23 protein-coding genes are annotated in these 23,642 nt (G+C 46.4%); 14 read left to right on the top strand and 9 right to left on the bottom strand.

Annotation, left to right across the window (positions count from 1 at the left end; genetic code table 11):
- The first annotated feature begins 4 nt into the window (after window positions 1-4).
- From DESPODRAFT_RS09295 to DESPODRAFT_RS09250, 10 genes are all read left to right on the top strand, one after another.
- On the top strand, window positions 5-1,330 hold the full coding sequence (locus DESPODRAFT_RS09295; RefSeq protein WP_004073072.1) for an ATP-binding protein: 1,326 nt from the start codon (window positions 5-7) through the stop codon (window positions 1,328-1,330).
- Window positions 1,327-3,531 (top strand): DEAD/DEAH box helicase, encoded by a 2,205-nt coding sequence (locus DESPODRAFT_RS09290; protein ID WP_004073070.1) that lies wholly within the window; start codon window positions 1,327-1,329, stop codon window positions 3,529-3,531. The genes DESPODRAFT_RS09295 and DESPODRAFT_RS09290 overlap by 4 nt, the downstream gene beginning before the upstream one ends.
- A 143-nt stretch (window positions 3,532-3,674) precedes the next feature.
- On the top strand, window positions 3,675-4,406 hold the full coding sequence (locus DESPODRAFT_RS09285; protein ID WP_004073067.1) for a PaeR7I family type II restriction endonuclease: 732 nt from the start codon (window positions 3,675-3,677) through the stop codon (window positions 4,404-4,406).
- Window positions 4,406-5,380, top strand: coding sequence for a DNA-methyltransferase (locus DESPODRAFT_RS09280; protein ID WP_004073065.1), 975 nt, complete (start codon window positions 4,406-4,408; stop codon window positions 5,378-5,380). Before DESPODRAFT_RS09285 ends, DESPODRAFT_RS09280 begins: the two co-directional genes overlap by 1 nt.
- Window positions 5,381-5,459: 79 nt before the next feature.
- Entirely contained in the window at window positions 5,460-5,702 is a 243-nt protein-coding gene (locus DESPODRAFT_RS09275; RefSeq protein ID WP_004073063.1) for a ribbon-helix-helix domain-containing protein, read from the top strand.
- The gene (locus tag DESPODRAFT_RS09270) at window positions 5,687-6,025 is read left to right on the top strand and encodes a type II toxin-antitoxin system PemK/MazF family toxin (RefSeq protein ID WP_004073061.1); all 339 of its coding nucleotides are present in this window, start codon (window positions 5,687-5,689) and stop codon (window positions 6,023-6,025) included. Before DESPODRAFT_RS09275 ends, DESPODRAFT_RS09270 begins: the two co-directional genes overlap by 16 nt.
- A 678-nt stretch (window positions 6,026-6,703) precedes the next feature.
- Window positions 6,704-7,381, top strand: a complete 678-nt coding sequence (locus DESPODRAFT_RS09265) for a PTS sugar transporter subunit IIA (protein ID WP_004073057.1) — start codon at window positions 6,704-6,706, stop codon at window positions 7,379-7,381.
- A 19-nt stretch (window positions 7,382-7,400) separates the two neighbouring features.
- Complete coding sequence (locus DESPODRAFT_RS09260) at window positions 7,401-9,128, top strand: chloride channel protein (RefSeq protein WP_004073055.1); 1,728 nt, start codon at window positions 7,401-7,403, stop codon at window positions 9,126-9,128.
- Window positions 9,129-9,234: 106 nt separating this feature from the next.
- Complete coding sequence (locus tag DESPODRAFT_RS09255; protein ID WP_004073053.1) at window positions 9,235-9,474, top strand: hypothetical protein; 240 nt, start codon at window positions 9,235-9,237, stop codon at window positions 9,472-9,474.
- A gap of 5 nt (window positions 9,475-9,479) precedes the next feature.
- A complete protein-coding gene (locus tag DESPODRAFT_RS09250; RefSeq protein WP_004073052.1) occupies window positions 9,480-11,306 on the top strand; it encodes an ABC-F family ATP-binding cassette domain-containing protein in 1,827 nt (608 codons plus the stop codon).
- On the opposite strand, the gene DESPODRAFT_RS09245 is transcribed toward DESPODRAFT_RS09250, so the two are convergent.
- The 7 genes from DESPODRAFT_RS09245 to DESPODRAFT_RS09215 all read right to left on the bottom strand — a co-directional run bounded on the left by DESPODRAFT_RS09245 (window position 11,303) and on the right by DESPODRAFT_RS09215 (window position 18,407).
- Window positions 11,303-11,812: an AbrB family transcriptional regulator gene (locus tag DESPODRAFT_RS09245; protein WP_004073051.1), complete on the bottom strand. Its 510-nt coding sequence runs from the start codon at window positions 11,810-11,812 to the stop codon at window positions 11,303-11,305. The two genes, DESPODRAFT_RS09250 and DESPODRAFT_RS09245, sit on opposite strands and share 4 nt — an antisense overlap.
- A gap of 119 nt (window positions 11,813-11,931) precedes the next feature.
- The gene (gene grpE / locus DESPODRAFT_RS09240; RefSeq protein WP_245532069.1) at window positions 11,932-12,432 is read right to left on the bottom strand and encodes a nucleotide exchange factor GrpE; all 501 of its coding nucleotides are present in this window, start codon (window positions 12,430-12,432) and stop codon (window positions 11,932-11,934) included.
- Complete coding sequence (locus DESPODRAFT_RS09235; protein WP_004073045.1) at window positions 12,389-12,694, bottom strand: J domain-containing protein; 306 nt, start codon at window positions 12,692-12,694, stop codon at window positions 12,389-12,391. Before DESPODRAFT_RS09235 ends, grpE begins: the two co-directional genes overlap by 44 nt.
- Before the next feature lie 6 nt (window positions 12,695-12,700).
- Window positions 12,701-14,767 (bottom strand): tetratricopeptide repeat protein, encoded by a 2,067-nt coding sequence (locus DESPODRAFT_RS09230; protein ID WP_004073042.1) that lies wholly within the window; start codon window positions 14,765-14,767, stop codon window positions 12,701-12,703.
- A gap of 2 nt (window positions 14,768-14,769) precedes the next feature.
- Window positions 14,770-15,651, bottom strand: coding sequence for a LysM peptidoglycan-binding domain-containing protein (locus DESPODRAFT_RS09225; RefSeq protein WP_004073040.1), 882 nt, complete (start codon window positions 15,649-15,651; stop codon window positions 14,770-14,772).
- Window positions 15,652-18,009: an Hsp70 family protein gene (locus DESPODRAFT_RS18655; protein WP_004073038.1), complete on the bottom strand. Its 2,358-nt coding sequence runs from the start codon at window positions 18,007-18,009 to the stop codon at window positions 15,652-15,654.
- 110 nt (window positions 18,010-18,119) lie between these two features.
- On the bottom strand, window positions 18,120-18,407 hold the full coding sequence (locus DESPODRAFT_RS09215; RefSeq protein WP_004073036.1) for a DUF503 domain-containing protein: 288 nt from the start codon (window positions 18,405-18,407) through the stop codon (window positions 18,120-18,122).
- A 303-nt stretch (window positions 18,408-18,710) separates the two neighbouring features.
- On the opposite strand from DESPODRAFT_RS09215, the gene DESPODRAFT_RS09210 reads away from it, so the two are divergent.
- Window positions 18,711-20,087, top strand: coding sequence for an NAD(P)/FAD-dependent oxidoreductase (locus DESPODRAFT_RS09210; protein WP_004073034.1), 1,377 nt, complete (start codon window positions 18,711-18,713; stop codon window positions 20,085-20,087).
- Here the strand turns inward: DESPODRAFT_RS09210 and queD are convergent.
- Window positions 20,071-20,469: a 6-carboxytetrahydropterin synthase QueD gene (gene queD / locus DESPODRAFT_RS09205; protein WP_004073032.1), complete on the bottom strand. Its 399-nt coding sequence runs from the start codon at window positions 20,467-20,469 to the stop codon at window positions 20,071-20,073. The two genes, DESPODRAFT_RS09210 and queD, sit on opposite strands and share 17 nt — an antisense overlap.
- 25 nt (window positions 20,470-20,494) lie before the next feature.
- A complete protein-coding gene (dnaJ, locus tag DESPODRAFT_RS09200; protein ID WP_004073030.1) occupies window positions 20,495-21,592 on the bottom strand; it encodes a molecular chaperone DnaJ in 1,098 nt (365 codons plus the stop codon).
- A gap of 124 nt (window positions 21,593-21,716) precedes the next feature.
- Between dnaJ and ubiE the strand changes: the two genes are divergently transcribed.
- The 3 genes from ubiE (at window position 21,717) to DESPODRAFT_RS09185 (ending at window position 23,518) form a co-directional block, all read left to right on the top strand.
- Window positions 21,717-22,418, top strand: coding sequence for a bifunctional demethylmenaquinone methyltransferase/2-methoxy-6-polyprenyl-1,4-benzoquinol methylase UbiE (gene ubiE / locus DESPODRAFT_RS09195; protein ID WP_004073028.1), 702 nt, complete (start codon window positions 21,717-21,719; stop codon window positions 22,416-22,418).
- Window positions 22,419-22,503: 85 nt separating this feature from the next.
- Window positions 22,504-23,166, top strand: a complete 663-nt coding sequence (locus DESPODRAFT_RS09190) for a small multi-drug export protein (RefSeq protein WP_004073027.1) — start codon at window positions 22,504-22,506, stop codon at window positions 23,164-23,166.
- A 40-nt stretch (window positions 23,167-23,206) separates the two neighbouring features.
- Entirely contained in the window at window positions 23,207-23,518 is a 312-nt protein-coding gene (locus DESPODRAFT_RS09185) for a cupin domain-containing protein (protein ID WP_040016285.1), read from the top strand.
- Window positions 23,519-23,642 lie beyond the last annotated feature (124 nt).

Raw genomic sequence — 23,642 nt, 5'->3', positions numbered from 1 at the left:
ACTTATGGAAAAACGTATCCGGTTAAAAGAACGTGACGCAATCATTCAATCACTGAAATCAGGCGTGACTCCTAAGATCGGGGTTCAGCACATTCAGGTAGGTCGAAGTAATGAAGTTAAAGCGTTGTATAAGGACATCGAAAGAATTTCTGAGGGTGGTGCAGCATTCAGACTTATCATTGGCGATTATGGCTCAGGGAAGACATTTTTTCTGAGCGTAGTACGTTCCATTGCCCTTGAAAAGAAACTGGTAACGGTCAATGCGGATCTTTCACCGGATCGACGTGTACAGGCTTCTTCAGGTCAGGCACGAAATCTATATTCCGAACTTATGAGGAATCTGGCAACCCGTAATAAGCCGGATGGAAATGCATTAGCTAATGTTGTAGAACGGTTTGTAACTCAGGCTCGTAAAGAAGCAGATGAAAAGAACACTAACGTTTCAACAGTAATACATCAAAAATTAGCCTCTTTATCAGAACTGGTTGGCGGGTATGATTTTGCAAAAGTCATTGATGCTTACTGGAACGGCCATGAGCAGGATAATGAAGAACTAAAAACAAATGCTATTCGTTGGCTACGTGCTGAATACACTACAAAGACCGATGCCCGAAGGGATCTTGATGTCAGAACGATTATTTCGGACAACTCGTTTTATGATGCGTTAAAACTTATGAGCCTATTTGTACGTCAGGCAGGCTATGAAGGCTTACTCGTTAATCTGGATGAGATGGTCAATCTGTATAAATTGAGCAGCACGCAAGCACGCACATCTAACTATGAGCAGATTCTACGGATTTTAAATGACTGCCTTCAGGGTTCGGCAGAATATCTCGGATTTCTACTGGGTGGTACACCGGAGTTTTTACTAGATCCCCGCAGAGGGTTATATAGTTATGAAGCGCTGCAATCCCGTTTAGCTGAAAACAGCTTTGCACAGCGAGCAGGTGTGATTGATTACTCCTCTCCAGCACTTCACCTATCGAGTTTAACACCTGAAGAACTCTATATTCTCCTGAAGAACTTGCGCCATGTATTTGCCGAAGGCGACACGTCTAAATATCTTGTTCCAGATGATGCCCTAAAATCATTTCTACACCATTGCAGCCAGACTATCGGGGATGCTTATTTCCGTACGCCAAGAAATACCATCAAAGCATTTTTAGATATGCTGGCAGTCTTGGAGCAAAACCCTTCTATGCAATGGTCGCAGTTAGTTCAATCAATTACGATTGAGGATGATCGTCCAAGTGATACAGATGAAATTATGGTGGACGAAGAGACTATCGAAATTATGAACTCTGGCGGATTAGCTGATTTCAAATTATGATAGAGGAATATCAGCGCCTTGATAAGCGTGTACAAAAATGGTTGTTTAATCAGGGATGGCCTGATCTAAGAGAAATACAGAAACGGGCAATCGCACCTATTTTGTCAGGTGATAGAGATGTTCTGATTAGCGCATCAACGGCGGCAGGTAAAACAGAAGCTTTTTTTCTACCAGCATGTAGTGCAATAGCCGAAGAGGAAAACGGCTTTGGAATTCTGTATATAAGTCCCTTAAAGGCGCTGATTAACGATCAGTACCGCAGGCTGGAAAGCTTAAGTGAAATGTTGGATATGCAGGTTACGCCGTGGCATGGTGATAGCCTTCAATCCAAAAAGAAGAAAGCCAGAAATAATCCTTCCGGCATTCTCCTTATTACCCCTGAATCCTTAGAATCCCTCTTAGTCAGGGAGCCGGGATGGGTAAAACAATCCTTCACCTCACTCAAATATATCGTCATTGATGAATTTCATGCGTTTATCGGAACAGAACGGGGTCAGCAATTACTTTCCCTACTTATCCGTCTTGAACATATTACTGGTCGAATCTCCAATCCTATTCCACGAGTTGCGTTAAGTGCGACTCTCGGAGAGCTTGAAAAAGTTCCTCATTCTCTCAGGCCAAATAATAGTCTGCCTTGTGAAACCATTACCAGCAGTAAGCAGCAAAGCACTATTAAGGTTCAGGTGAAGGGATATTTAGAACCGATAGATATCATGGCAGATGAAACACGCACCTCTGCCGAACAACGGATTTGTCAGGAAATTTATAAACTCTGTAGAGGCGACTCACATTTGGTTTTTGCGAATAGCCGAAGCCGTACAGAAAGTATTGCTGCGCAGTTAAGCGATTTATGCGAACAGCAAGTCGTACCGAATGAATTTTTCCCACATCATGGTTCTTTAGCCAAGGAACTGCGAGAAACTTTAGAAGCTAGATTACAAAAAGAGACCCTACCTACTACTGCCATTTGTACCATGACCCTAGAGTTAGGTATCGACATCGGCAAAGTAAGTTCTGTTATTCAGGTTACCGCTCCACACTCGGTATCAAGCTTACGTCAGCGCTTAGGTCGATCCGGAAGAAGAAATTCACCATCTATTTTACGAATGCTCATCGCTGAAAATGAACTGAGTGATAAATCTAATATTGTAGATGGTCTTAGATTAGAGTTGGTTCAGTCATTAGCAATGATACGGTTACTTATCGTAGAGAATTGGTTTGAACCAGCAGATACAGAGCAAATGCACCTCTCAACACTTTTACACCAGATTCTTGCCGTAATAGCACAGTGGGGAAGCGTCAGAGCAGATCAATTGTACTCTTTATTGTGTGAGCAAGGATCATTCAAAGAAATATCTATTCATCACTTCAAGACCCTCTTGTCCCATATGGGAACAGTTCAGTTAATACAACAACTCAATAGCGGTGAACTAGTCTTAGGAAGTGAAGGCGAACGTCTTACCAATTCCTATACCTTCTATGCGGTCTTTAAAACACCTGAGGAATTCCGCATTGTTGCCGGAAGCAAAACACTTGGAACGCTACCCGTTGATTCGCTAATTCTAAAAGATCAGCACATTATATTTGGTGGTCGTAGGTGGAAGGTCACGGATATTGATGATGAAAAGAAAGTAATCTACGTGAGTGCTACAAAAGGCGGTAAACCTCCAAAATTTAACGGTAGCGGCATGTCGATTCATGACAGGGTTCGACAAGAGATGTTAAGTATCTATCGAACTGGTGACTATCGTATTGAGATTGGCAATCAGAAAATAGATTTTGTGGATAATCCCGGAAGGCAGTTATTTATAGAAGGAGCGTACTTTTTTAAAGAAGCCAACCTTGAATATCAACCCGTCTATCAAAATGGTAAGCACTGTTATATTTTCTCATGGATGGGTGATAAAGTCGTTAATACCCTTGCTGTTTTACTCATTCGAAGCGGTTTTTTATGTAGCGTTTTTGCTGGTGTTATTGAAGTACAAAATTCTAATGCGGATGACATAAAGAATTGCTTAATAGATATAGCAAATGGTGTACTACCGGATGAAACCGAACTTTCGAGAACACTTTCTATTCAGCAAAAGCTAATTGAAAAGTATGATGAGTATCTGCCTGAAGAGTTGCTAACCGTGGGGTACGGGAGAAAATCTTTTAATTCTAGGGCTACTAAACAGTGGATATTAGGCAGCCTTGTTTGAGCTGTCGAGCCAAATGCCGTATAATAAGTTGCTGCACGCGGATAAATTACTCGCTGCGCTCCTAATTTACCGGTGAGCAAAGCGTTGGCCGGTGAATAATTTGTTTTTGCAGAATATAATCATAATGATAAGGTTGAATAGTGATGGCTTTAAAAATACCTGAAAATATTGAAGAAATGATAGGCGCCGCAGTATCCCATTACTGGGACACAAGACTTTCACAACAAGAAAAACAAAAGAAAAGTGGAAAAGTCGATTATGGCCTTCGCGGAGCTGTCACTGGCGGTGCCCAAATGGATGGTTTTATAGAACTTTTTGCACGACTTATTATTTCTACGGGTTTAGATGCGCATTTCATTCAGAGAAAAGGCGCACTTGATCTGCCAGGATATTTCCGACCAACAAAGGAATGGGATCTTCTCGTTGTAAAGGATGGAAAACTTATTGCCGCAATTGAAGCCAAATCACAAGTAGGCCCCTCATTTGGTAATAACTTCAATAATCGGACTGAAGAGGCAATGGGCAGTGCTCTTGATTTATGGACCGCATATAGAGAGGGCGCATTTCATACAAGTCCACAACCTTTTTTGGGATATTTCTTTATGCTTGAAGACTGTCAAGCATCAACACGACCAGTTCGTGTCAGAGAACCTCATTTTCATGTATTCCCAGAATTTAAAGGTGCTTCGTATATGAAGCGATATGAAATTTTCTGTAGAAAACTTGTATTAGAAAGGCACTATACAGCATCGGCTTTCATAACTTCAAATCGTACTGATGGCCCAGAAGGGATATTTTCAACTCCTTCTGAAGAATTATCTGTCAAAAATTTTGCACACGCAATAATAGCACACGTTGGAGGATTTATTTCATAGTGCAAAATACAACAATTCATAGATTAATCAATGGTGATGCAAGAGACCTTTCGTTTTTACCAGATGAATCTGTTCATCTGGTTCTTACTTCTCCGCCTTACTGGAATTTAAAAAAATATAATGACAATCCAAATCAATTAGGCCACATCGAGGATTATGAATGCTTTTTGAAGGAAATTAAAAGGGTATGGGAACATGTATTTCGGATTCTAGTTCCAGGCGGCAGGCTTGTTTGTGTGGTTGGGGATGTTTGTGTTTCAAGGCGAAAATTTGGAAGACACCTTGTTTTTCCTCTTCATTCAGACATTTGTGTACTTTGTAGGAAAATCGGGTTTGACAACCTAAACCCCATAATTTGGCATAAAATAGCGAATGCATCATATGAGGTTACCAATGGATCAAAATTTCTTGGCAAACCCTATGAACCGAATGCAATAATAAAAAATGATATTGAATTTATTCTTATGCAAAGAAAACCAGGGGGGTATAGGAAACCAACGGAGAAACAACGTGAAAAAAGCATGATCAACAAAGAAGATTTTAATCGTTGGTTCCAGCAGATTTGGAACTTGCCAGGCACATCTCTTAAAAATCATCCAGCACCTTATCCATTGGAATTAGCAAATAGATTAATAAGGATGTTTTCTTTCGTTGAAGATACTGTCCTTGACCCTTTCTGTGGTTCTGGAACGAGCATGGTTGCTGCATTAAAATGCGGGCGTAACAGTGTTGGCATTGAAATAGACTCTGATTATTGCCGCCTGGCTGCGCGTTACCTTAAGGCTGAAAGCCAAGATTTGTTTGATAAGTCTGAATTAAAATTCGAAAAATTGATTCAAACGGAAAAGCAACTCTGCGTCAGAGAAGAGCAGCAACTTTACCAAGTACGCCCGGCAAAGAAAAAGCTTGAAGAAATCGGCCAACCAAGCGCTGCACCGGACGGCAATTCCGCTGCACTCCATTGCAGCCGGTGAACTTATCGTTAACCGTCAGAAAAATTTAGCTTGAAAAAACATAGGGTATGATTTATTATCATACTCGGAGGTGATAAAAATGCCAGTATCAAAAATTGCAATTACAATTGACGATAAAACACTTAAACAGCTTGATATGCTTGTCAAATCAAAATTTTTTTCAAGCCGTAGCAACGCCATTCAACAGGCCGTTGCTGAAAAACTTATGCGCATTGAGAAAACCCGTCTTGCGCAGGAGTGCTCCAAGCTTGACCCTAAATTCGAACAGTCTTTAGCTGAGGAAGGCTTCTCATCGGAGTTGGAAGAATGGCCGCAATATTAAGGGGTAACATTCATTGGGCAGATTTAAATCCAGTCATTGGAAGTGAACAGGGCGGTTTACGCCCTGTTCTCATTTTAAGTCACAATGTATTTAACGAGAGATCGGGCACTGTAATTGCCGTCGCGATCACCAGCCAGCGGCAAAATGCAGGCTATCCACTAACTATGGAACTTGTGGACGCCAAGCTTCCCAAAAAATCGTGGGTAAAGATCAGCCAGATTCGAATCCTGTCTACAGAACGAATCGGCAAAAGGATATCAAAAGCATCCGACGAAGAGTTGACGCTCATCATTGAGGGGTTGAATGAAATAATTGGCGGTTAACCATCCAGTGCACAGGACCGCTCGTTCCTCGCGGCCAGTGACCGCAACGTTCACGGCGGCTCCGCCGCCGTGAATCGCGGTGCTGACTTCGTCCAGCATCTCGATTGGACGAAGCCCTGACGGGCGGACAGAGAGGGCTTCGGGGCTTTTACCCAAGGGGGGCGTCGTGCAAAACTCACCCGATGGATCGGGTTCCTCCAACAAATGAGTTGAAGACGGGTATCAACCGTCGGAAGTTTTTTGGGCTGCTCGGCAGCCGCTTAACTCAACGTTAAGTGTGGACTTTGTATTATTTCACGTTTAGGCCTATTTAAAAACAGTATTTAATAGCAGAAGTATTGTGGGGGCAATTCAAATTCCCACTGTGGACTACATCAATATCAAAATGTTCACCATGTGGAATTTAGCCCCGGAACTATTATTGATAATCTTGGCCATCAAGCTTCTGAAAAACAAAAGCTGCTCCTATACACAACACGCATATGAATGCTTAGGTTCCGGATTTCAGACCACTGCAATCTCTGGGGGTAGACCCTCAATTGTTTTCATGGCCCTTAAACTGCAGGCAAGTCACATGCGATTACGCTGAGCGGGGTTGTTATTCGGGCTGGTTTGGTTTATATAATTCATCAATATTTAAAATGAGGTTGATTATATAGCAAGCGGCGTCAGGAAAAAATGGAAATTCTAATATCTGAACTATGCCAATCTATAGGGGTATCCCGTACAACCATAGAACGCTGGATCCGTCAGGGAAAATTGCCTGTGTCCAAAAAGGGAAGAACCTACAGCTTTCATGCCAGGGATTTGAAAAATTGGGCTGAAAAAAACCATATTGCCCTTAACCTGGAGCCCCGCCCGGCCCAGGGACCTGAAACCAAAGTAGAGGTCTCTTTATCCACTGCTCTTGAAACCGGCGGCGTGTATCATGATATTGACACAGGGTCTGATGTGCCGTCCGTAATCAACGCATGCGTTGAACGAATTGAGGCGATTCCGGATGAGTTTAAAACGGACCTTGTCCAGCAGCTTGTTCAAAGAGAAGAAGCACTATCCACAGGAATCGGCGGCGGCATTGCCATTCCCCATCCAAGAACGCCCCTTGAATATCTCGAACAACCTATGGTCTCAGCCTGCTTCCTTAAAAACCCCGTGGATTATCATGCATTGGACAAGAAGCCTGTATCTACCCTGTTTTTTATCCTGTTTCCAGAATTGAAGTTTCACCTTCATCTGCTCTCCTCTCTTGCTTTGTATTTACGGAACAAGCAGTTCAGTGAATTTTTAAAAACCTGCCCGGAACAATCCGAGTTGATTGAAAAAATTGATGCCCTTCACCTAGCCGACAAGACGTAAGCAATTACCCGGACTCACCATGCGCACAATTAAACAACTCTATAACATTTTTTATGCAAAGTTTTTTCTTTTTGATGACCGGCTGGTGCTGATGACTGCCGGCGCAGTTGTCGGTATTTTTGCAGGTCTTGCAGCCGTGGCATTAAGACTGTCCCTGGCATCGGTTCTTGAATATCTTGCCCCGTACCGCCAGTATGCCTGGGCATTTATTCTGCCGGGCATCGGTGCCATGCTCTCATTTTTATTTCTTGACAAGGTTGTGCGGGAAGGTGCAGGCCATGGCGTGCCGGAAGTCATATATGCCGTATCCAGACGGGGAGGCCTTTTAAGGTTTCGCTCCACCTTTTCCAGGCTTATATCCAGTTTTTTAACCATTGCCAGCGGCGGGTCTGCAGGTCCTGAGGCCCCGGTTGTCATGAGCGGGTCTGCCATAGGCTCCAATATTGCTAAATTTCTGGACCTGAATGACCGGCAGCGCATGACATTGGTCGGTTGCGGCACGGCAGGCGCCATTGCATCCATCTTTCACGCCCCTGTAGCCGGACTCATTTTTTCCGTTGAGATTATTCTTGGGGAGTGGAAATTTGTCAATATCATCCCAATTACCATTGCGGCTGTAGCCGGCGCACAGATCAGTGAAGCCATCATCCCTGCAAAAGAGCTTTTCCAGCATCACCCCTTCAGTTTTTTTACGGGAGATATCCTGGGCAGCATCGGGCTGGCCCTGTTCACCGCGTTGATCTCCGTGATCTTTACATGGACGCTCAGAAAAGTCGGTGCTTTGGCCAAACGAACACCTGTATCTCCCTGGCTTCGGGCCATGATCGGCGGCTGCACAGTGGGTACCATAGGAATTTTCATGCCCATGGTTCTGGGTGAGGGGTATCATCCGATCATGGAAATGGTGAGCGGCACTTTTCCCATGACATTCTGGCTGGTATTCATCGGTCTTTTTCTGAAGATATTTGTCACATCCATGACCCTTGGCTGGGGAGGTTCCGGCGGTATTTTTGCGCCCTGCCTGGTTATTGGCAGCCTTACCGGGGTAGTGTTTCACAAAGCCATGATCTTTGTTTTCCCCAATGCCGCAGTAACCTCAGAAGGCGCTTATGCCCTTTTAGGTATGACCGGTATCATGGCCGGGGTTATGCAGGCGCCATTGACCAGTATCTTTCTGATTGCAGAAATTACCGGCGGCTACGAGGCCGTTTTGCTCTTGCTGCTGGTTTCTTCCATTTCCTCTACATTAAGCTATATTATTGAACCTTCTTCCTTTTATTTTAAAGACCTTATTGAACGCGGAGAATTCATGCGGCCCGGAACGGACGCAAGAATTTTGTCCGATTTAAGTTTAAACGAAATTATAGACACCAACTACACGCCTGTATCGGAAAATATGGTTTTCAGAGCATTTATCGATATAATCCGCAATTCAGACCGCGACCATTACCCGGTTATATCAGATGAGACCGGCAACTACATGGGCATGGTCCGCGTGTCAAGTATCAGGAAATATGCCCTGGATCCGGCCTTTTATGACATGATCTTTCTTAACCAGATCATGGATAGGGATATGGTGACGGCATCCTTTGACGATAATCTCCATGATGTGCTCGAATTCATGGAGACCTTTAACATTGACCACATCCCGGTGGTGGATCACCACAGATTTTCCGGGATGATTTCCAAAGCACGAATCCTTGATCTGTACCGCAGGGAACTGATCATGCAGACCAATATACAATGACTCCCTGTTCATGCGCCCAAGGAGACTTCCAATGAATTATAAACTGCTTCATATTTTCAGGAATACCCCTTTGGCAGGGAACCCTTTTAATTTGTAAGGATATCAAATGAAATATATGTGGTGGACAGTTCAGGTGTTATGCATTTTAATCTCCCTTTTTTTCTTAGTTTTCGGTGTAGACCTTATCCGGGGCGCTTATGGTTTAAATGATCCGTTCAGCTTTATCATGACCTTTTTTGCCGCAAGTTTTATCATCCTGATCAGTCTGACCTTAGCCCTGGTGTTCATGATTAAAATGATCCGGGTGTACCGCCATCTCAGACCATCCCAGGCCCAGGAGGAGTAATTCTGATGACGGTTTTAGTATCTGTAAAAGAACTGTGCAAAGCATATGGTGACGACACCTTATTCACAGGGTTAAGCTTTGATGTAAAACCCGGAGAAAAACTTGGCCTGATCGGGATGAACGGGTCCGGCAAGTCCACCCTTTTAAAAATAATCTGCGGTCTGAGCAACCCGGACGAAGGCGAACTCAGTGTCCAGCCCGGCCAATGCGTGGTCTATCTTGCGCAGGAAGATGAATTTGACCCGGAACTTTCCATTGAGCAGGTTTTGTTCAACACTCTGGCATCCCTGGATCTGCAGGAAAAAGAGCGCCACCGGAGGGTGAACAGGGCCTTGGGGTTAGGTGGTTTTACCGATGCCGCCATAAAAACAAAAGCGCTGTCAGGCGGCTGGCGCAAGCGCCTTGCCATCACCCGGGCCTTTTGCCTGGAACCGAATCTGCTGTTGCTGGATGAGCCCACCAATCACCTGGACATTGCCGGAATTTTATGGCTTGAGCAGATGCTCTTAACCGCGCGGTTTTCTTTTGTGGCAGTCTCCCATGACCGGGCATTTCTTGAAACCGTCTGCTCCCATACCATGGAAATTGCGCGGTACTACCAGGGCGGGGTTTTCAAAATCCAGGGCAACTATCACACATTTGAACAGGAACGCGATAAATACCTGGAAGCCCAGGCAAAAAAGCAGTCCTCCCTGGCATCAAAAATGCGCAGGGAGGACCAGTGGCTGCGCCAGGGAGCCAAAGCCAGAACCACCAAGGCCAAATACAGGATCGACCAGGCAGAGGAACTGCGCAAAGAACTGTCCGAAGTCAAGACCAGAAACCGCCAGACCGCCCGGATGGATATCGATTTTTCCGGAACGGGGCGACAGACCAGAAAACTGCTCAGGGTGCATAACCTTACCAAAAGCTTTGGGGGCAAACTGCTGTTTTCAGGCATCACCTTTGAACTGGGGCCGGGTTTCTGCCTTGGCATTGTCGGGGACAACGGTTCGGGCAAATCCACCTTCCTCTCCCTGATCGAACAAAGCATGGCGCCGGACCAGGGAACTGTAAAATGGGCGGAAAACCTTAAAACAGCCGTCTACCACCAGGAACGCACCTATCTGGACCCGGAAATGACCCTGCGGGATGCCCTGAATCCGGCTGGCGGAGATTCAATAAATTACAAAGGCCGCCCCATTCATGTGGTCTCCTGGGCCAAACGATTTCTTTTCATGCCTGACCAGCTGGACATGCCTGTGGGACGGCTTTCCGGCGGAGAAAAGGCAAGAATCGTCCTGGCTGAAATTATGCGGCAACCCTGTGACCTGCTGCTTTTGGACGAACCCACCAATGATCTTGACATCCTCTCCCTGGAAGTGTTGGAGACCTCCATCAAAGAGTTTGAAGGGGCAGTGATCATCGTCTCCCATGACAGGTATCTCATGGACCGGGTATGTCATCGCATGCTCTACCTTGACAATAGTGAAACGCCCAAGTTTTACAAGGATTTCGGCCAGATTCTCAAGGCCAGGACTGCGCTGGACAAACCCGAGAAGCCTGTGGAGGAAAAAACTAAAAAGGAGATAACCAAACCGGCCCCGGCCAAAAAGTTGTTATTTTCCTTTAAAGACAAATATGAACTGGAACATATAGAAGAAAAGATTCTGGACGCAGAACAGCGGGTTGAGGATCTTTCCGAACAGGTCCAGCATCCTGACGTCATCCAGAGCCCGGCCCTTCTAGCAGAGACCTGCCAGAAACTTGAGCAGGCCCAGGCCCTGGTCCAATCCCTTTATTCACGCTGGGAGGAGTTAGAAGAAAAAAAAGCGGCGGCTGATAAAAATTAGAGAATTCCCTTGTGCTGTAGATACATCACCACCTTTACGAGCAGCGGAATAACCAGAAAAAGGGTGAATATTCTCACCAGATGAAAAAATGCCACAAAAGATCCGTTATGATTTTCGGATTGGGCTAAAATGGCCATGCCCGTCATTCCCCCCGGAGAAAAGCCGAACAGGGCCGTACCAAAATCGACCAGCCCAATCTTGTTGGCTATAAATGCCATGCACACGGCCACCGTCAACAGAACAATGGTGCTCAAAATTGCCATGGGCATTATTTTGACCCCCAGAGTCAGAAGAGACCGGTCAACGGAGACCCCAAGGGTGATGCCCAAAATGATCTGTATGCCGGTGCGCACAGATGACGGCAAAAAAATCCCCTTGGGTAAAAACAGAACCGTAATCCCAGAGAACAGCATGGCCCCGACAACGGCACCGCCAGGCACATTAAAGCGTTGTGCCAAAAGCCCCCCGACAGTCCCCAACACAATAACCAGCAAATATCTTTCCATACCCTTTTATCCTGCTAAAATCGAACATCAAAATTTTTCGTAACTAACGTAACTCACCCGATCATATAAACGCGTGTCTGCACCATGACCATTTTTACGCAATAATTCAATAAACATGTTTACCTCTCTATAATATCATTGCGGATGGTAATCACTTCGGCCTTCCGCAGGATCGTGCCGTCCCGGGTATTGAGATAGCCTTTTTTAACGATCTCAACTAAGGAGCCGTCTTCCCGGCCGGGGTCCGCCCTTGTCTCAAGCACCTTGCATTGCGCCATGACCGCTTTTCCGTCCTGAAAGGCTATGGGGGCGACCCCTGCGGATTGAAACAACCTTAAAAGCTTTTTGTGGATGGCGCAGATATTTTTCCCAAGCATTCTTGCCGGTTTGTCCAGGCTCTCTTTTTTTAATTCAAGATTATCTTCAATTGATTCAAAGGCATCCATGATCTCAAGAAGGCCCGTAAAAAACGCGTTTTCCCGTTTTTGCCGATCCTCGGCCTGCACAGCAAGTTCCAGTTTCAAACCGGCGATTTGCTGCTGGAAATCAATGAGTTTCTTTTTTAGCTGTTCTTTTTCACTGCCCATGGTGGCCGTCAAAGATTCCAAGGCAAGGGGCACCAAATCCATCATCCCCTTCGGTGTTGTCGTAAGCGGTTAAAATTTCATCCAACTCCCGTTCCAACCGTTTTTTGGCGTCCTCAAAATCAAAAAAATGGATAAATGTCCAGCAGGCCCTGGAAACCGGGTCAAGCAATTTTTTCTGGGCCTGGGCAATGGTTTTGGCGTCATGGCGTCTTTGCCGCATCCCCAAGGCAGCCGCCTGGATGATCTCTTTGTTTGAGGCATCTTTGTCAATGCCCAGCACAGCATAGGGGTTCATCTGTTTTCAATCTCCCAGCAGGTGAATTTTCATTTCAAGGGTGTCAATAATGGGATGGAGCGGGTCAACCGCCATGCAGGAATTGCGCAGATCATTCAATTCCGCTATGTGGTAATGTTTTTCCAGTCCACTCTCTTCGATCTGTTCCATCATCTGTTCGATAAACTCAAAAAATTTGTCCCGGAGTTCAGGGAAAGGGGATTTTGTGGCGAGTGCCACAGCCTTACCCATCTTTCTCTTATTCATGGCACTGTAAAGGGCATCCATTTCCAGGACAATCGCGATCTGCTCCTTGAGATGGATGACATATTCATTACCCGGATCTACATCAAGGGCTTTTTCAAGGGCAACAAGGCACTGTTTATTGTTTATTTTTCCCCTGTTAAACTTCTCAAGGGCTGCCTGGCCCATAAAAAAGGAATATGCTTCGGATATCGGCCCGGAGGGCCTCAGCTTATATAAAAAACCCAATAGCGATTCATATTCAAACAGGTGCCGGCCATCATATTGCATCATTTGCTGTGAAAATTTTTTTTCAACACCAGGCACGGTTTCAAATAGACCGGCTGCTGAGTCAAAGTAGTCGAGAAAATTCTTTTCACCATTTTCCAGGACAAATTTTCCATATTCAAAGCGGATAAGCCCCCGGGCATAATTTGTGAACTCATCAGTCGAATCTGCGGCATCCATTGATTCAAGACGGTTAAACGCCTCCTTGGCACTGACGGTTTTCAATGCATAAAAACTTTCCCCGATCCGGGAATAACAGGCACCGGTCGAAAGGTAATGCTCCTCATCCCTGAAATAATCCCTGTTCTCCCGAATCATTGCCAGAACGGCGTCAGAAAGGCCGTAGCGTTTTGAAAAACAGGGGGTGCTGATCCATGGAACAGAATGGCTTTCCTGCAGGTCCCCGGAGATGGCCAAAAGATCGGCCATCAGTGCCTTGTCCATATCAAAATGCGTTGCGACGGCACCGTTTAAATCGTCAGACCCGGCCATGGTGTTGATTCTATTTTCAGCCATACGAATCAAACGTTGCCGAACCTTGTCCAGTTTTCCCGGGTCATCCCCCACAGCCTTGGCCAGGTCGCTTGAATAAACGGCTGTCAGCCAATAATCAGCCATAGGTCGGGTATATTCTGCCTGTGTTTCAGCCAGATGGTAGTATGTGAGGGCACTTAAAACGATTATGGCGGGATCTTGCTTGAAAATCATAGACTCCAAAAGGGTTGCCACCGCGCCATAATCGCCTGTTTCCCACAGGGGCCTGGCCAGGGAGAGCCGGCAGTAATCCGAAAGCACCCCAAGCCCTTTGACCAATCGGTCATTGCCATGGACAGACTTGCCGTTCAAAAGCCTGCCCGCATCTGCCAATATCCCGTTGATATCAGACCCGGCATTCATGGACGCGTTAAGCTGTTCAACGGCAAAATCCAGGACCTGATGCTGTTGCGAAACAAAGGCCGCATCACCGGAATCAATCATCTCCCACTGGCCCAGGGCGTCTATATATCTGCCCTGCTTTGCCAGGGCATAACCAAAATGATAGTGTGCCGCATCATCCAGGCTGTTCAACGACGTGAACAGTTCAATGGCCTGATCAAACATGTTTCCTTTTACAAGGCAGACTGCACTGTCGGACAGGTAGGTTTCCTTCTTGTGAATTTGCCCAAGTGTTGCATAAAGATCGGCTGCGGCCTGATAATCCTTATTCCTGACTGCGGTTTCGGCCCTGGCAACCATTTCACCACCCAAAAGGCTTTGTTCAAGGTCACGAATCTTATCCCTAAGCCAGGCTTCGTGTAACAGCGCTTCGGCCTCCTTGAAACAGGAGAGAGCACCGGATAGATCATTTCTGCTTTCTGCTTTCTGCCCTTTTTTTACCCATTCTTCGCCCTTAAGGCCCTGGGTGTGTTTAAGACATATGGCCAGTTTCTCTTCTATTTCCGGGCTGTTATCTTTATGCTTTGCTTTTTTGAATTCTTTTTCCGCCAACAGGTAATTTCCTGTTTCAAACAGTTTTTCCGCCCGTTTCAAAATAACGTCGATTGAGTTTCGTTTTTTAGCCATGGTTACTCCAGATATATCCCGATGGTCATCCCCGGCTTAAAGGGGATCTCTTTAACAAGGCAGTCGGTTCCATGTGAACAGTATTGCCTGATGACGGAACCGCGGGTATCCCCGGGCCTGATTTTATATTTCCAATACCGTTTTCCATTTACGGTTCCGGTGATCTCCCCGTAAACCTGCAAAACAGCCTTTTTGTCACAAAGGTAGCGCAGGCGATCCCTGCTGCTGATGTCATATATTGCCAGATCCGGATTATGTTCCATCAAAACCGGGTAAAATCTGCCTGAACCGTAAAGGGCACGGGATATTCCCCAAAGGGTGTCTGAATCCTTTGCCTGGTATTGCCTGAAACAGACCGGGGGGGACGGTGGTGGAGAGACCTCCGGCAGAACCGGCCCGGTTTCCGGACAGTCGGCTGTTTGGGAGATCCCGGTGCTTAACATCTCCTGCATTTTTTTAATCGTTTCCAGTGCTCCTGCGGATGCCTGCCGCAATTCCCGGACCGATTGGCCGGTTTCCCGGATCACGGCGCGGTCATCCGCCGCCATTGCCGCCATTTTTGTAATGCTTGACTGCATTTGTTTCACCCTCCCGGCCATAATACCGAACCGGTTGATGGCATATCCGAAACCCAGCACCAGCAAAACCAGAAGCAAGGCGGCCGGCCACATAATACCCGGAATCCGGTATTTTTTCCCACCAGGGGGTTGGGTAGTATTTTGTTCTGAAGCCTGCGGCAGAACCGCAGCCGCCTCGGCCGGGATCTCGGAAAGGGCCTCCAGAAGCCGGAAACAGACCAGGTCCGCATCACATTGGGGGCAGGTGTCACGATCTTCCGGAATGTTGGTAAAATGGCATACCGGACAGGTGACCGTAACAGTCATTTACCTGACAACACCTTTTTGAACGATACCGGTTTTGCTGTCGTATTTGCGGATGATGTCGAAGGCTTCGGGCATAATTTTATCCACAGTCTTGGTTACCAGTTCGATATTTGTGTTGCTCACCGCTTTCATGAGGGTTGCGATTGCATTATAAAAAGACGCAGCCTTTTTGGGATCATGGATTTCACACAGTTCGCCTGCTTTGCTTATATCCATCAGCATATTGATTAAGGGGAATGTTTCAAGAAACTCGTCCAGATCGACAAAAGCGGCAAGGTTCTCTTCATAGGTGCCTATCCGGTTCATTGTTTTCAGGTACGCAATCTTTTTTACCAGTTGTAAACGCTGCTTATCAGTCAAAACCCATGGAAATTCCTCAAGTACACTTTTGGCGTAATAAATCATCGAATAGCAGAGTATATTCTCTTCAAACAGCTTTTTTGCCTTGTCGATCTTCATCTTTGCCAGGGTGTAAACCCTGTCGATAACCTCTCCGGTGGTTGGATCGAGAACATTGTGGATATCCTTTACGATATCCGCACTTCTGACGGTCAACTCCTCCACGGCATAAGTATCGGATTCATCTGCATTGGCTTTATCAATCATGGTTTCAAGTTCCATAAACAGCTTTTCGTCTGCCTTGCCCCTGGACAGGGTTTTACTTAAGCCAACGTCCGGAAGCTGTGTCAAAGCACCTGAAACCTCGACAATATTGTTTTCATCTATTTTCAACTTCACCGAGATACTGAAAGGCGTATCAGATTCCTTGTCATCCGAGTTGGACCGGTACTCCCTGATGTCCTCCTCATCAATGCTCAGCCAGAAGTCGCCAATGGATTCCTCTGCTTCATTGACAATATTGAAAAATTTCATATGAATCAATTGCTGATAGGCGTCCACAAGCCTGAAGACTTCCTCCTGTTCGCAGGGCAAAGGGGTATTTTTTTCGACAAACAGGTATTTGTCTCCATTGTCAAGGGCAACATAGTAGTCATGGGCTGCAGCATGAACAATGTTGAATACACCCTGGTCTATAGTATGCCGTTCAAGGTCAAATCCACAATGGCTGCAAATGGTGTCCGACTGCCCGACAATGCCCCCGCACCCCTGACACTCGTAATTATCGGCAAGGCGGTGGCTTAAAATCGCGGCGCCCTCGGCAACAGCCAGCATGGGCCGGTCATGGAGCATCACTTTTTCCTTGCCGAACATATCTTCCATTGCCTTGATAATGCATGGAATTTTTGAACTGCCGCCCACCATCAACACATTGTCGATAAGATCCGGCGAGAAATAAATATCATCAAGCAGCTTTTTAACCAGGGTCAGGGTGTTTTCCACCTCAGGCCGGATCAACGCTTCGAAGGTTTCCCGGGTCAGCGTAACATCCACATCCAAAAGGTCGCCGTCGGCATCCTTGAGCAGGCCCAAAAGTTCGATATAGACTTCCGGCTCATGGCTAAGCTTGATTTTTGCCTGTTCAACAGCAGCTTTGAGTTCTCCCAGGAAACGGTTTTTCACACCGGGATCCTGCCCAGCTATCATTGCGGCAATATCATCAATTTCATATTCACGGGCGGTTTCCTGTAAAACATACTCTTCCAGTTTCCGGTCAATATCCTCTCCGCCGAGCCACATATTACCGCCTTTGCCCTGCTCTATAAATTGCCCGCCACTGATCGTAAGAACAGAGAGGTCAAAGGTGCCGCCACCAAAATCAAATACCAGAATCGTCCTGGCATCATCCTCATTCACCTGGTCCACCCCAAAGGAAATTGCCGCCGCTGTAGGCTCGGAAAGCAGCCGTTGAACTTTAATGCCGGCCAGGGCCGCCGCCGTTCTTGTGGCATGTTTCTGTTTATCGTTGAAATAGGCAGGCACTGTTATCACGGCATATTCCACCTTATCCCCAAGATTTTTTTCCGCATCCTTTCGAATTTTTTCAAGAATCTTGGATGAAATTTCTTCAGGGGAATATTCCTTATCACCGATACGGATCACCAGGCTGTTATCAGTACCCTTGGACTGGCTGGCGATCATGAAGGCGTGTCTTGGGTCTTTAATAAGCTTTTGAACTTCCGGGTTGGTGATACTTCTGCCCATTAACCGCTTCACCGCCGTTATGGTGCTGGCCGGCTCCTGTTTGATCCATTCCAGGGCATGCTTTCCCACAACAAATTCAGGCTGATTCCGTATTCCTGTAAGCCGGTTCAGTATGCCAATTTTATTTTGTTTTATGCATACACACGATGGGGTTATGGGGTCACCCTCACTGTTGGGTATTATTTCAACATGCACCTTTTTAATACCGGATGCCGAGTTGGTGGTTCCTAAATCTATTCCAATGGATTTTGACATAATATCTTCTGTTTTTAGGGTTTAAAGTAGGTGCTGACTATTAACAAAACAGGATAAAATTTTCAATAATTTTCACGGCCCAGGCCGGGAAGTTTTATCCCGCCCGCATGTCATAAATGAATGATTTCCATATGGGTGTCGGCAATCATGGCAAGTCCCAGTTCGTCAGCCATATTAAACACCTTGTCTATTTTGGCGTTGATTGTGCTTGCATCGTTTCCCACCAGCGCGAATCCGATTTCAGCCCAGTCATGGCTGTCGTTGAGTGCGGTTTCCGCCACGCTGATGTTAAACCGGTTCTGCAATCTTGAAATCATTGATTTAACAATGGAACGTTTGGCTTTAAGAGAGTGGACGTCAAAAAGCCTGAGTTTGATTTGCCCTGTTCCAACAACCATATTTAAAATGCCTTTCGTTTTTCTCTGCGCAATAACTGTTTACAGACGCAAATTTTTGGCCTGCCGGTACAATAAACACGTCTTCGGATACAAAACTATATTTTATCTGCGTAAATTCGTTATATAAAGAAAAATTTTTTTCATTATATGCTACAAAGGGTTCTATGAAAGTTGTGAGTCCTGAGTAGTGAGTAGTGAGATTTAAACCAAGCTGTCTTTCTCACTACTCACATCTTTCATTTATTCAATGCGGCCTGACACCGATAACATCCGAATGGATCTCTTTTTTATGAAAGGTTGAATATGACGTATGACGTAATTATCGTGGGCGGCGGCCCCGCAGGGTTGTTTGCGGCCTATCATCTGGTGGAACATGCCAGCCTCAAGGTCCTGCTCATTGAACGGGGTGAACGGCCGCAAAAACGCAAATGCCCCATCAGCAAAGTCCAGAAATGTGCCCAGTGCGATCCGTGCAATATTCTGTCCGGCATTGGGGGCGCCGGCCTGTACTCGGACGGAAAACTGAATTTCATTCCAAGGCTTGGCAAAACCGATCTCACCCAGTTCATGCCCATGTCCCAGGCCCAGGCCCTGATTAATGAAACCGAAGAGATTTTTACCCGCTTTAAGATGGATGCCAAGGTATTTCCCACCAACATGGATGAGGCCAGTATCATCCGCAAGGAAGCCAAACGATTCGGCATCAATCTTCTGCTTATCCGGCAAAAGCATCTGGGCAGTGACAATCTTCCGGGCTACATCACAGAGATGGCCGATTACATAGAGTCCAAAGGCCTTGAGATACGCACCGGTGAGAATGTAACAGATATCATTGAAAAAGATGGGGTTATCCAGGGGGTGGTAGCTGACAAGGGAGACTATCATGCCCGCAACGTAATTCTGGCACCGGGACGGATCGGGGCCAACTGGATGTCATCCCTGGCGCTTAAACATGGCATTGAATTGAGCCAGCGGGGCATAGAGGTCGGTGTCCGGGTGGAGGTACACAACGATATCATGGATGATCTGTGCAACGTGATCTATGACCCGACTTTTTTTATCCGCACCCACACCTATGATGACCTGACCCGGACATTCTGCACCAACCAGGGCGGATTTGTGGCGTTGGAAAATTACCAGGATTTTGTCTGCGTTAACGGGCATGCCTATTCAAATAAAAAATCGAGCAACACCAATTTTGCTTTTCTGTCAAAGGTGGTACTCACGGAACCGGTCACGGACAACCAGGCCTACGGGGAATCCATCGGGCGTCTGGCGAGCATCATCGGCGGAGGCAAACCCATTCTCCAGCGATTCGGGGATCTGAAACGGGGCAGACGATCCACCTGGAACCGGATCAACAAAAGCTATATTGAACCCACCATGACTAATGTGGTGTGCGGGGACATTGCCATGGCGCTGCCCGAGCGGATACTGTCCAATCTAATCGAGGGACTGGAGACCTTAAACCTGGTGGTCCCCGGGGTATCCAATGATGAAACCCTGCTCTATGCCCCGGAGATCAAATTCTTTGCCACCCAGATTAAAACCACCCCGCACTTGGAAACCAGAATCAAGGGCATGTACGTGGCCGGAGACGGTCCGGGGGTGGCCGGCAACATCGTATCCGCAGCGGCCACCGGACTGATTCCGGCAAAAAAAATCATTTCATCACAATAGGGGCAGGATAATAAATCGCGCAGGCATCATCGGATTCCCAGGCCATGACCCTGGAGACAACGATTTTTTCATCCACATTTTTGTCCAGGTATGTCTGGACCTTGTCTGCAATATAGATGGCAATACGCTCGGATGTGGGCTGTGTATCTGCAAAAGCAGGCAGTTCGTTTAAAAATTTGTGGTCCAGTTCCCCGTCTACAACCGAGCGGACCGCCCGTTTGATATCCCCGAAATCGGCCAACACCCCGGCGTCGTTCAATTGATCGCCCTTGACATATACCTCCACCTGCCAGTTATGTCCGTGCAGATTCTCACATTTCCGGCCCACCATGGCAAGCTGGTGCGCCCCGGCAAACCGGGTTTTAACCTTTAGTTCAAACATAGCCCCCCATCCGGTTGTTTTTCCATCACAAATTTTTAAACAAATTTTTCAGCTTGTTTGATATTTTATTTGCATCAAGTTTGTCAAACTCTTCGAGCAGCGTCTTTTGTTTCTGGTTCAGTTTGGTAGGTGTTTTGACGATCACCTTGATAATCTGGTCTCCTCTCCGGCCGGTTCTCAAAGAGGCAATACCCTCCCCTTTAAACTGGAAAGACTCTCCATACTGGGTTCCGGCGGGGATTGTCAGTTTCTTTTCTCCCACCAGCGTAGGTACGTTAATTTCAGCACCAAGTGCGGCCTGGATAAAAGAGATATCAATGGCGCAGATAATATCGGTTCTGTCCCGCTGAAAAAACTTGTGGGGTTTGACATTAATCACCACATAAAGATCACCTGAAGGACCGTTAGGCGTGCTGGACGCCTCTCCTTCTCCGGTAAGCCGCAACTTTGACCCCACATCCACACCGGCAGGGATTTTGACCTGAACCTTACGGTTGATTTCCATACGGCCGCCGCCCCGGCATTTGGGACAGGGATTGGGGATAATTGTCCCCCTGCCTTTGCAATAGGGACAGGTTGTTTTGACTTTGAAAAAACCCTGGCTCTGAATATACTGCCCCGTGCCCCGGCATTGGGCGCAGGTTTCCGCAGAGGAGCCGGGTGCGGCACCGGACCCGTTGCACTCGTCACAGGTTTCCCGCTTTGGTATGGAAATGGTTTTTTCCGTACCAAAGGCAGCCTCCATAAAATCAATGGTCATGTCATAGCGCAGATCAGATCCCCGCCTGGCCCGGCTGCCGCCACGCCCGCCGCCAAAACCAAAGAAATCTTCAAAAATATCCCCGAAACTTGAAAAAATGTCCTCAAATCCGCTGGGACCTGAATGGCCGGCACCTTGAAGGCCCTGGTGGCCAAACTGGTCATAAATCCGGCGTTTGCCGTCGTCGTTCAAAACTTCATAGGCTTCGGAGGCTTCTTTAAATTTGTCTTCAGCCTCTTTATTATCCGGATTCTTGTCCGGATGATATTTGATCGCAAGCTTTCTGTAGGCTTTTTTCAGCGTGGTTTTATCTGCATCCCGGCTTACCGCAAGGATTTCATAGTAATCTCGTTTTTCGCTCATATCAGTGCCCGATAGTGCTTTAGTTCATTTATAATTGTGTTTAACCCGGTTATATGATAGCTTCCAAACTTGCTTTGACTAAAATAAATGATTTAAAATAACTCAGATTCTAAAGTTGTCAACGATGAACCAAGAACTGGATTTTGTCAAAGAAATGTTTGACAAAATTGCACCCAAATATGATTTTTTAAACCGACTGCTCAGCATGCGCCAGGATGTTTACTGGCGAAGGGAGATGGTCAAGGCTGCACAATTAAAATCAGGTGCTGCAGTGTTGGATGCAGCCTGCGGGACATGTGATGTGGGCCTTGAAGTCAGCCGGTTTCTCAAAGGCCGGACATCTATTACCGGACTGGATTTTTCCTTTGGCATGCTGGCCCTTGGCAAAAGAAAACTGAGCGGCCCCAGGGGGCGAGCCATTTGCCTTGTCAACGGCGATGCGTTGAACCTGCCTGTAAAAAATCAGCAGTTTGACGCAGGTTTCATGGCCTTTGGCATCCGCAATATCATGAACCGCACCGGGGCCATGAAAGAATTTTACCGCACCCTGAAACCGGGAGGCAGAATCATCATCCTGGAATTGACCACACCTCAAAAGGGACTAATGCGAAGGCTTTACCTGTTGTACTTTCAAAAAATATTGCCCATAATCGGCTCTTTTTTTTCAAAACACGGCAATGCTTACGCGTATCTGCCTGAGTCCGTATTGAAATTCCCCGATCCTGTCTCCTTTGCAAATCAGATGAAAGCAGCAGGCTTTAAGGATATCCGGTTCAAGGAGATGACCCTGGGCATTGTCACTCTATTTGTCGGTATCAAACTGTAACCTGCTATTATTACAGTCCGTCTTGACAATAATCCAAGCATACTTTATAAACGGTCTTCAAAAAAAAATTGAAAAAAATTTAGAAATGAAAAAATTTCTTTTAAATACAGTTGAAGGCCGGGTCCTTGTGGCCGGTTTTGTGTTGACCGCCCTGTTCCTTATTTATGTTATCGTTGGCACGGCCCAGGGTTCACCGGGTGCCAAGGTTGCTTTGGTAGTGTTCATTACCCACTGTGTGGGCAGCCGGGCCGGAGCCATCGGCCTTTGCATCCTTAACGGCGTTGACCCTGTTACCACCATTGCCTTAAATTTTTATCTGGAATGTCTGATTGTCTGCTATACCTATGCAAGCTTTGCTTTAAGCACCAACGGTATATTCAGAGCGGCCTGGATCAAAAGAGCCATGCGCATGCTCAAGGAAAAGGCTGAGGACAAAAAAGAAAAAATAGCGCGCTGGGGTTGGATCGGAATATTTACTTTTGTGATGGCCCCCCTGCCCGTCACAGGCCCTGTCGTGGGCACCATCATCGGCTATATGCTCAGGATGCATCTGTTCAGCAACTTCAGTGCGGCGGGCCTGGGCACCCTGACAGCCATCGTGGCCTGGTGCTATGGTTTTGATGTTCTGGAACACCGGTTTGCAATGCTTCAGTATGTTTTTGTCGCCATCTGTGTACTCATCATCATCCCTTACCTGAAGCCATTGAAAAAATTCATTGATTCCCTGCGCCATGAACGTGATGAATAAGGCGCCGGATCCCCAACGGCTTAAACATTGGGACGTTGAAATGGAGAACCTGTTTGAAAATGTTCCTGACAACTTGCCGACTGAACAGTTCACGGATTTGCTTAAAGGGGAAAACATTCGGATCGAACGTATTGTGTCTTTGGGCCACACCTCACCTGAATCCGGGTGGTATAGCCAAGATGAGAACGAATGGGTGCTTGTATTAAAAGGTTCAGGTACAATTTTGTTCGAAAACGAGGGGGAACGCGTGTTAAATAAAGGGGACTATCTTAACATTCCGGCTCACACAAAACATAAGGTCACGCGAACAGACCCAGATAGCATAACAATCTGGTTAGCTGTTTTTTATTAGAACCACAGCGTCTTATCCCGATTAAAAAAGTTCCATAACTCTTCATCCGCATTTTTTTTGAGTCTGCACGCATCACTTCATTTTTTCATTTTTAGCGAATCCCTAATCTGCCATATGTGTTGAA

It is taken from the genome of Desulfobacter postgatei 2ac9 (assembly GCF_000233695.2).
GTDB lineage: Bacteria > Desulfobacterota > Desulfobacteria > Desulfobacterales > Desulfobacteraceae > Desulfobacter > Desulfobacter postgatei.
Note: the sequence above shows the minus strand (reverse complement) of the source record. Positions and strands in the feature narration are given on the sequence as shown.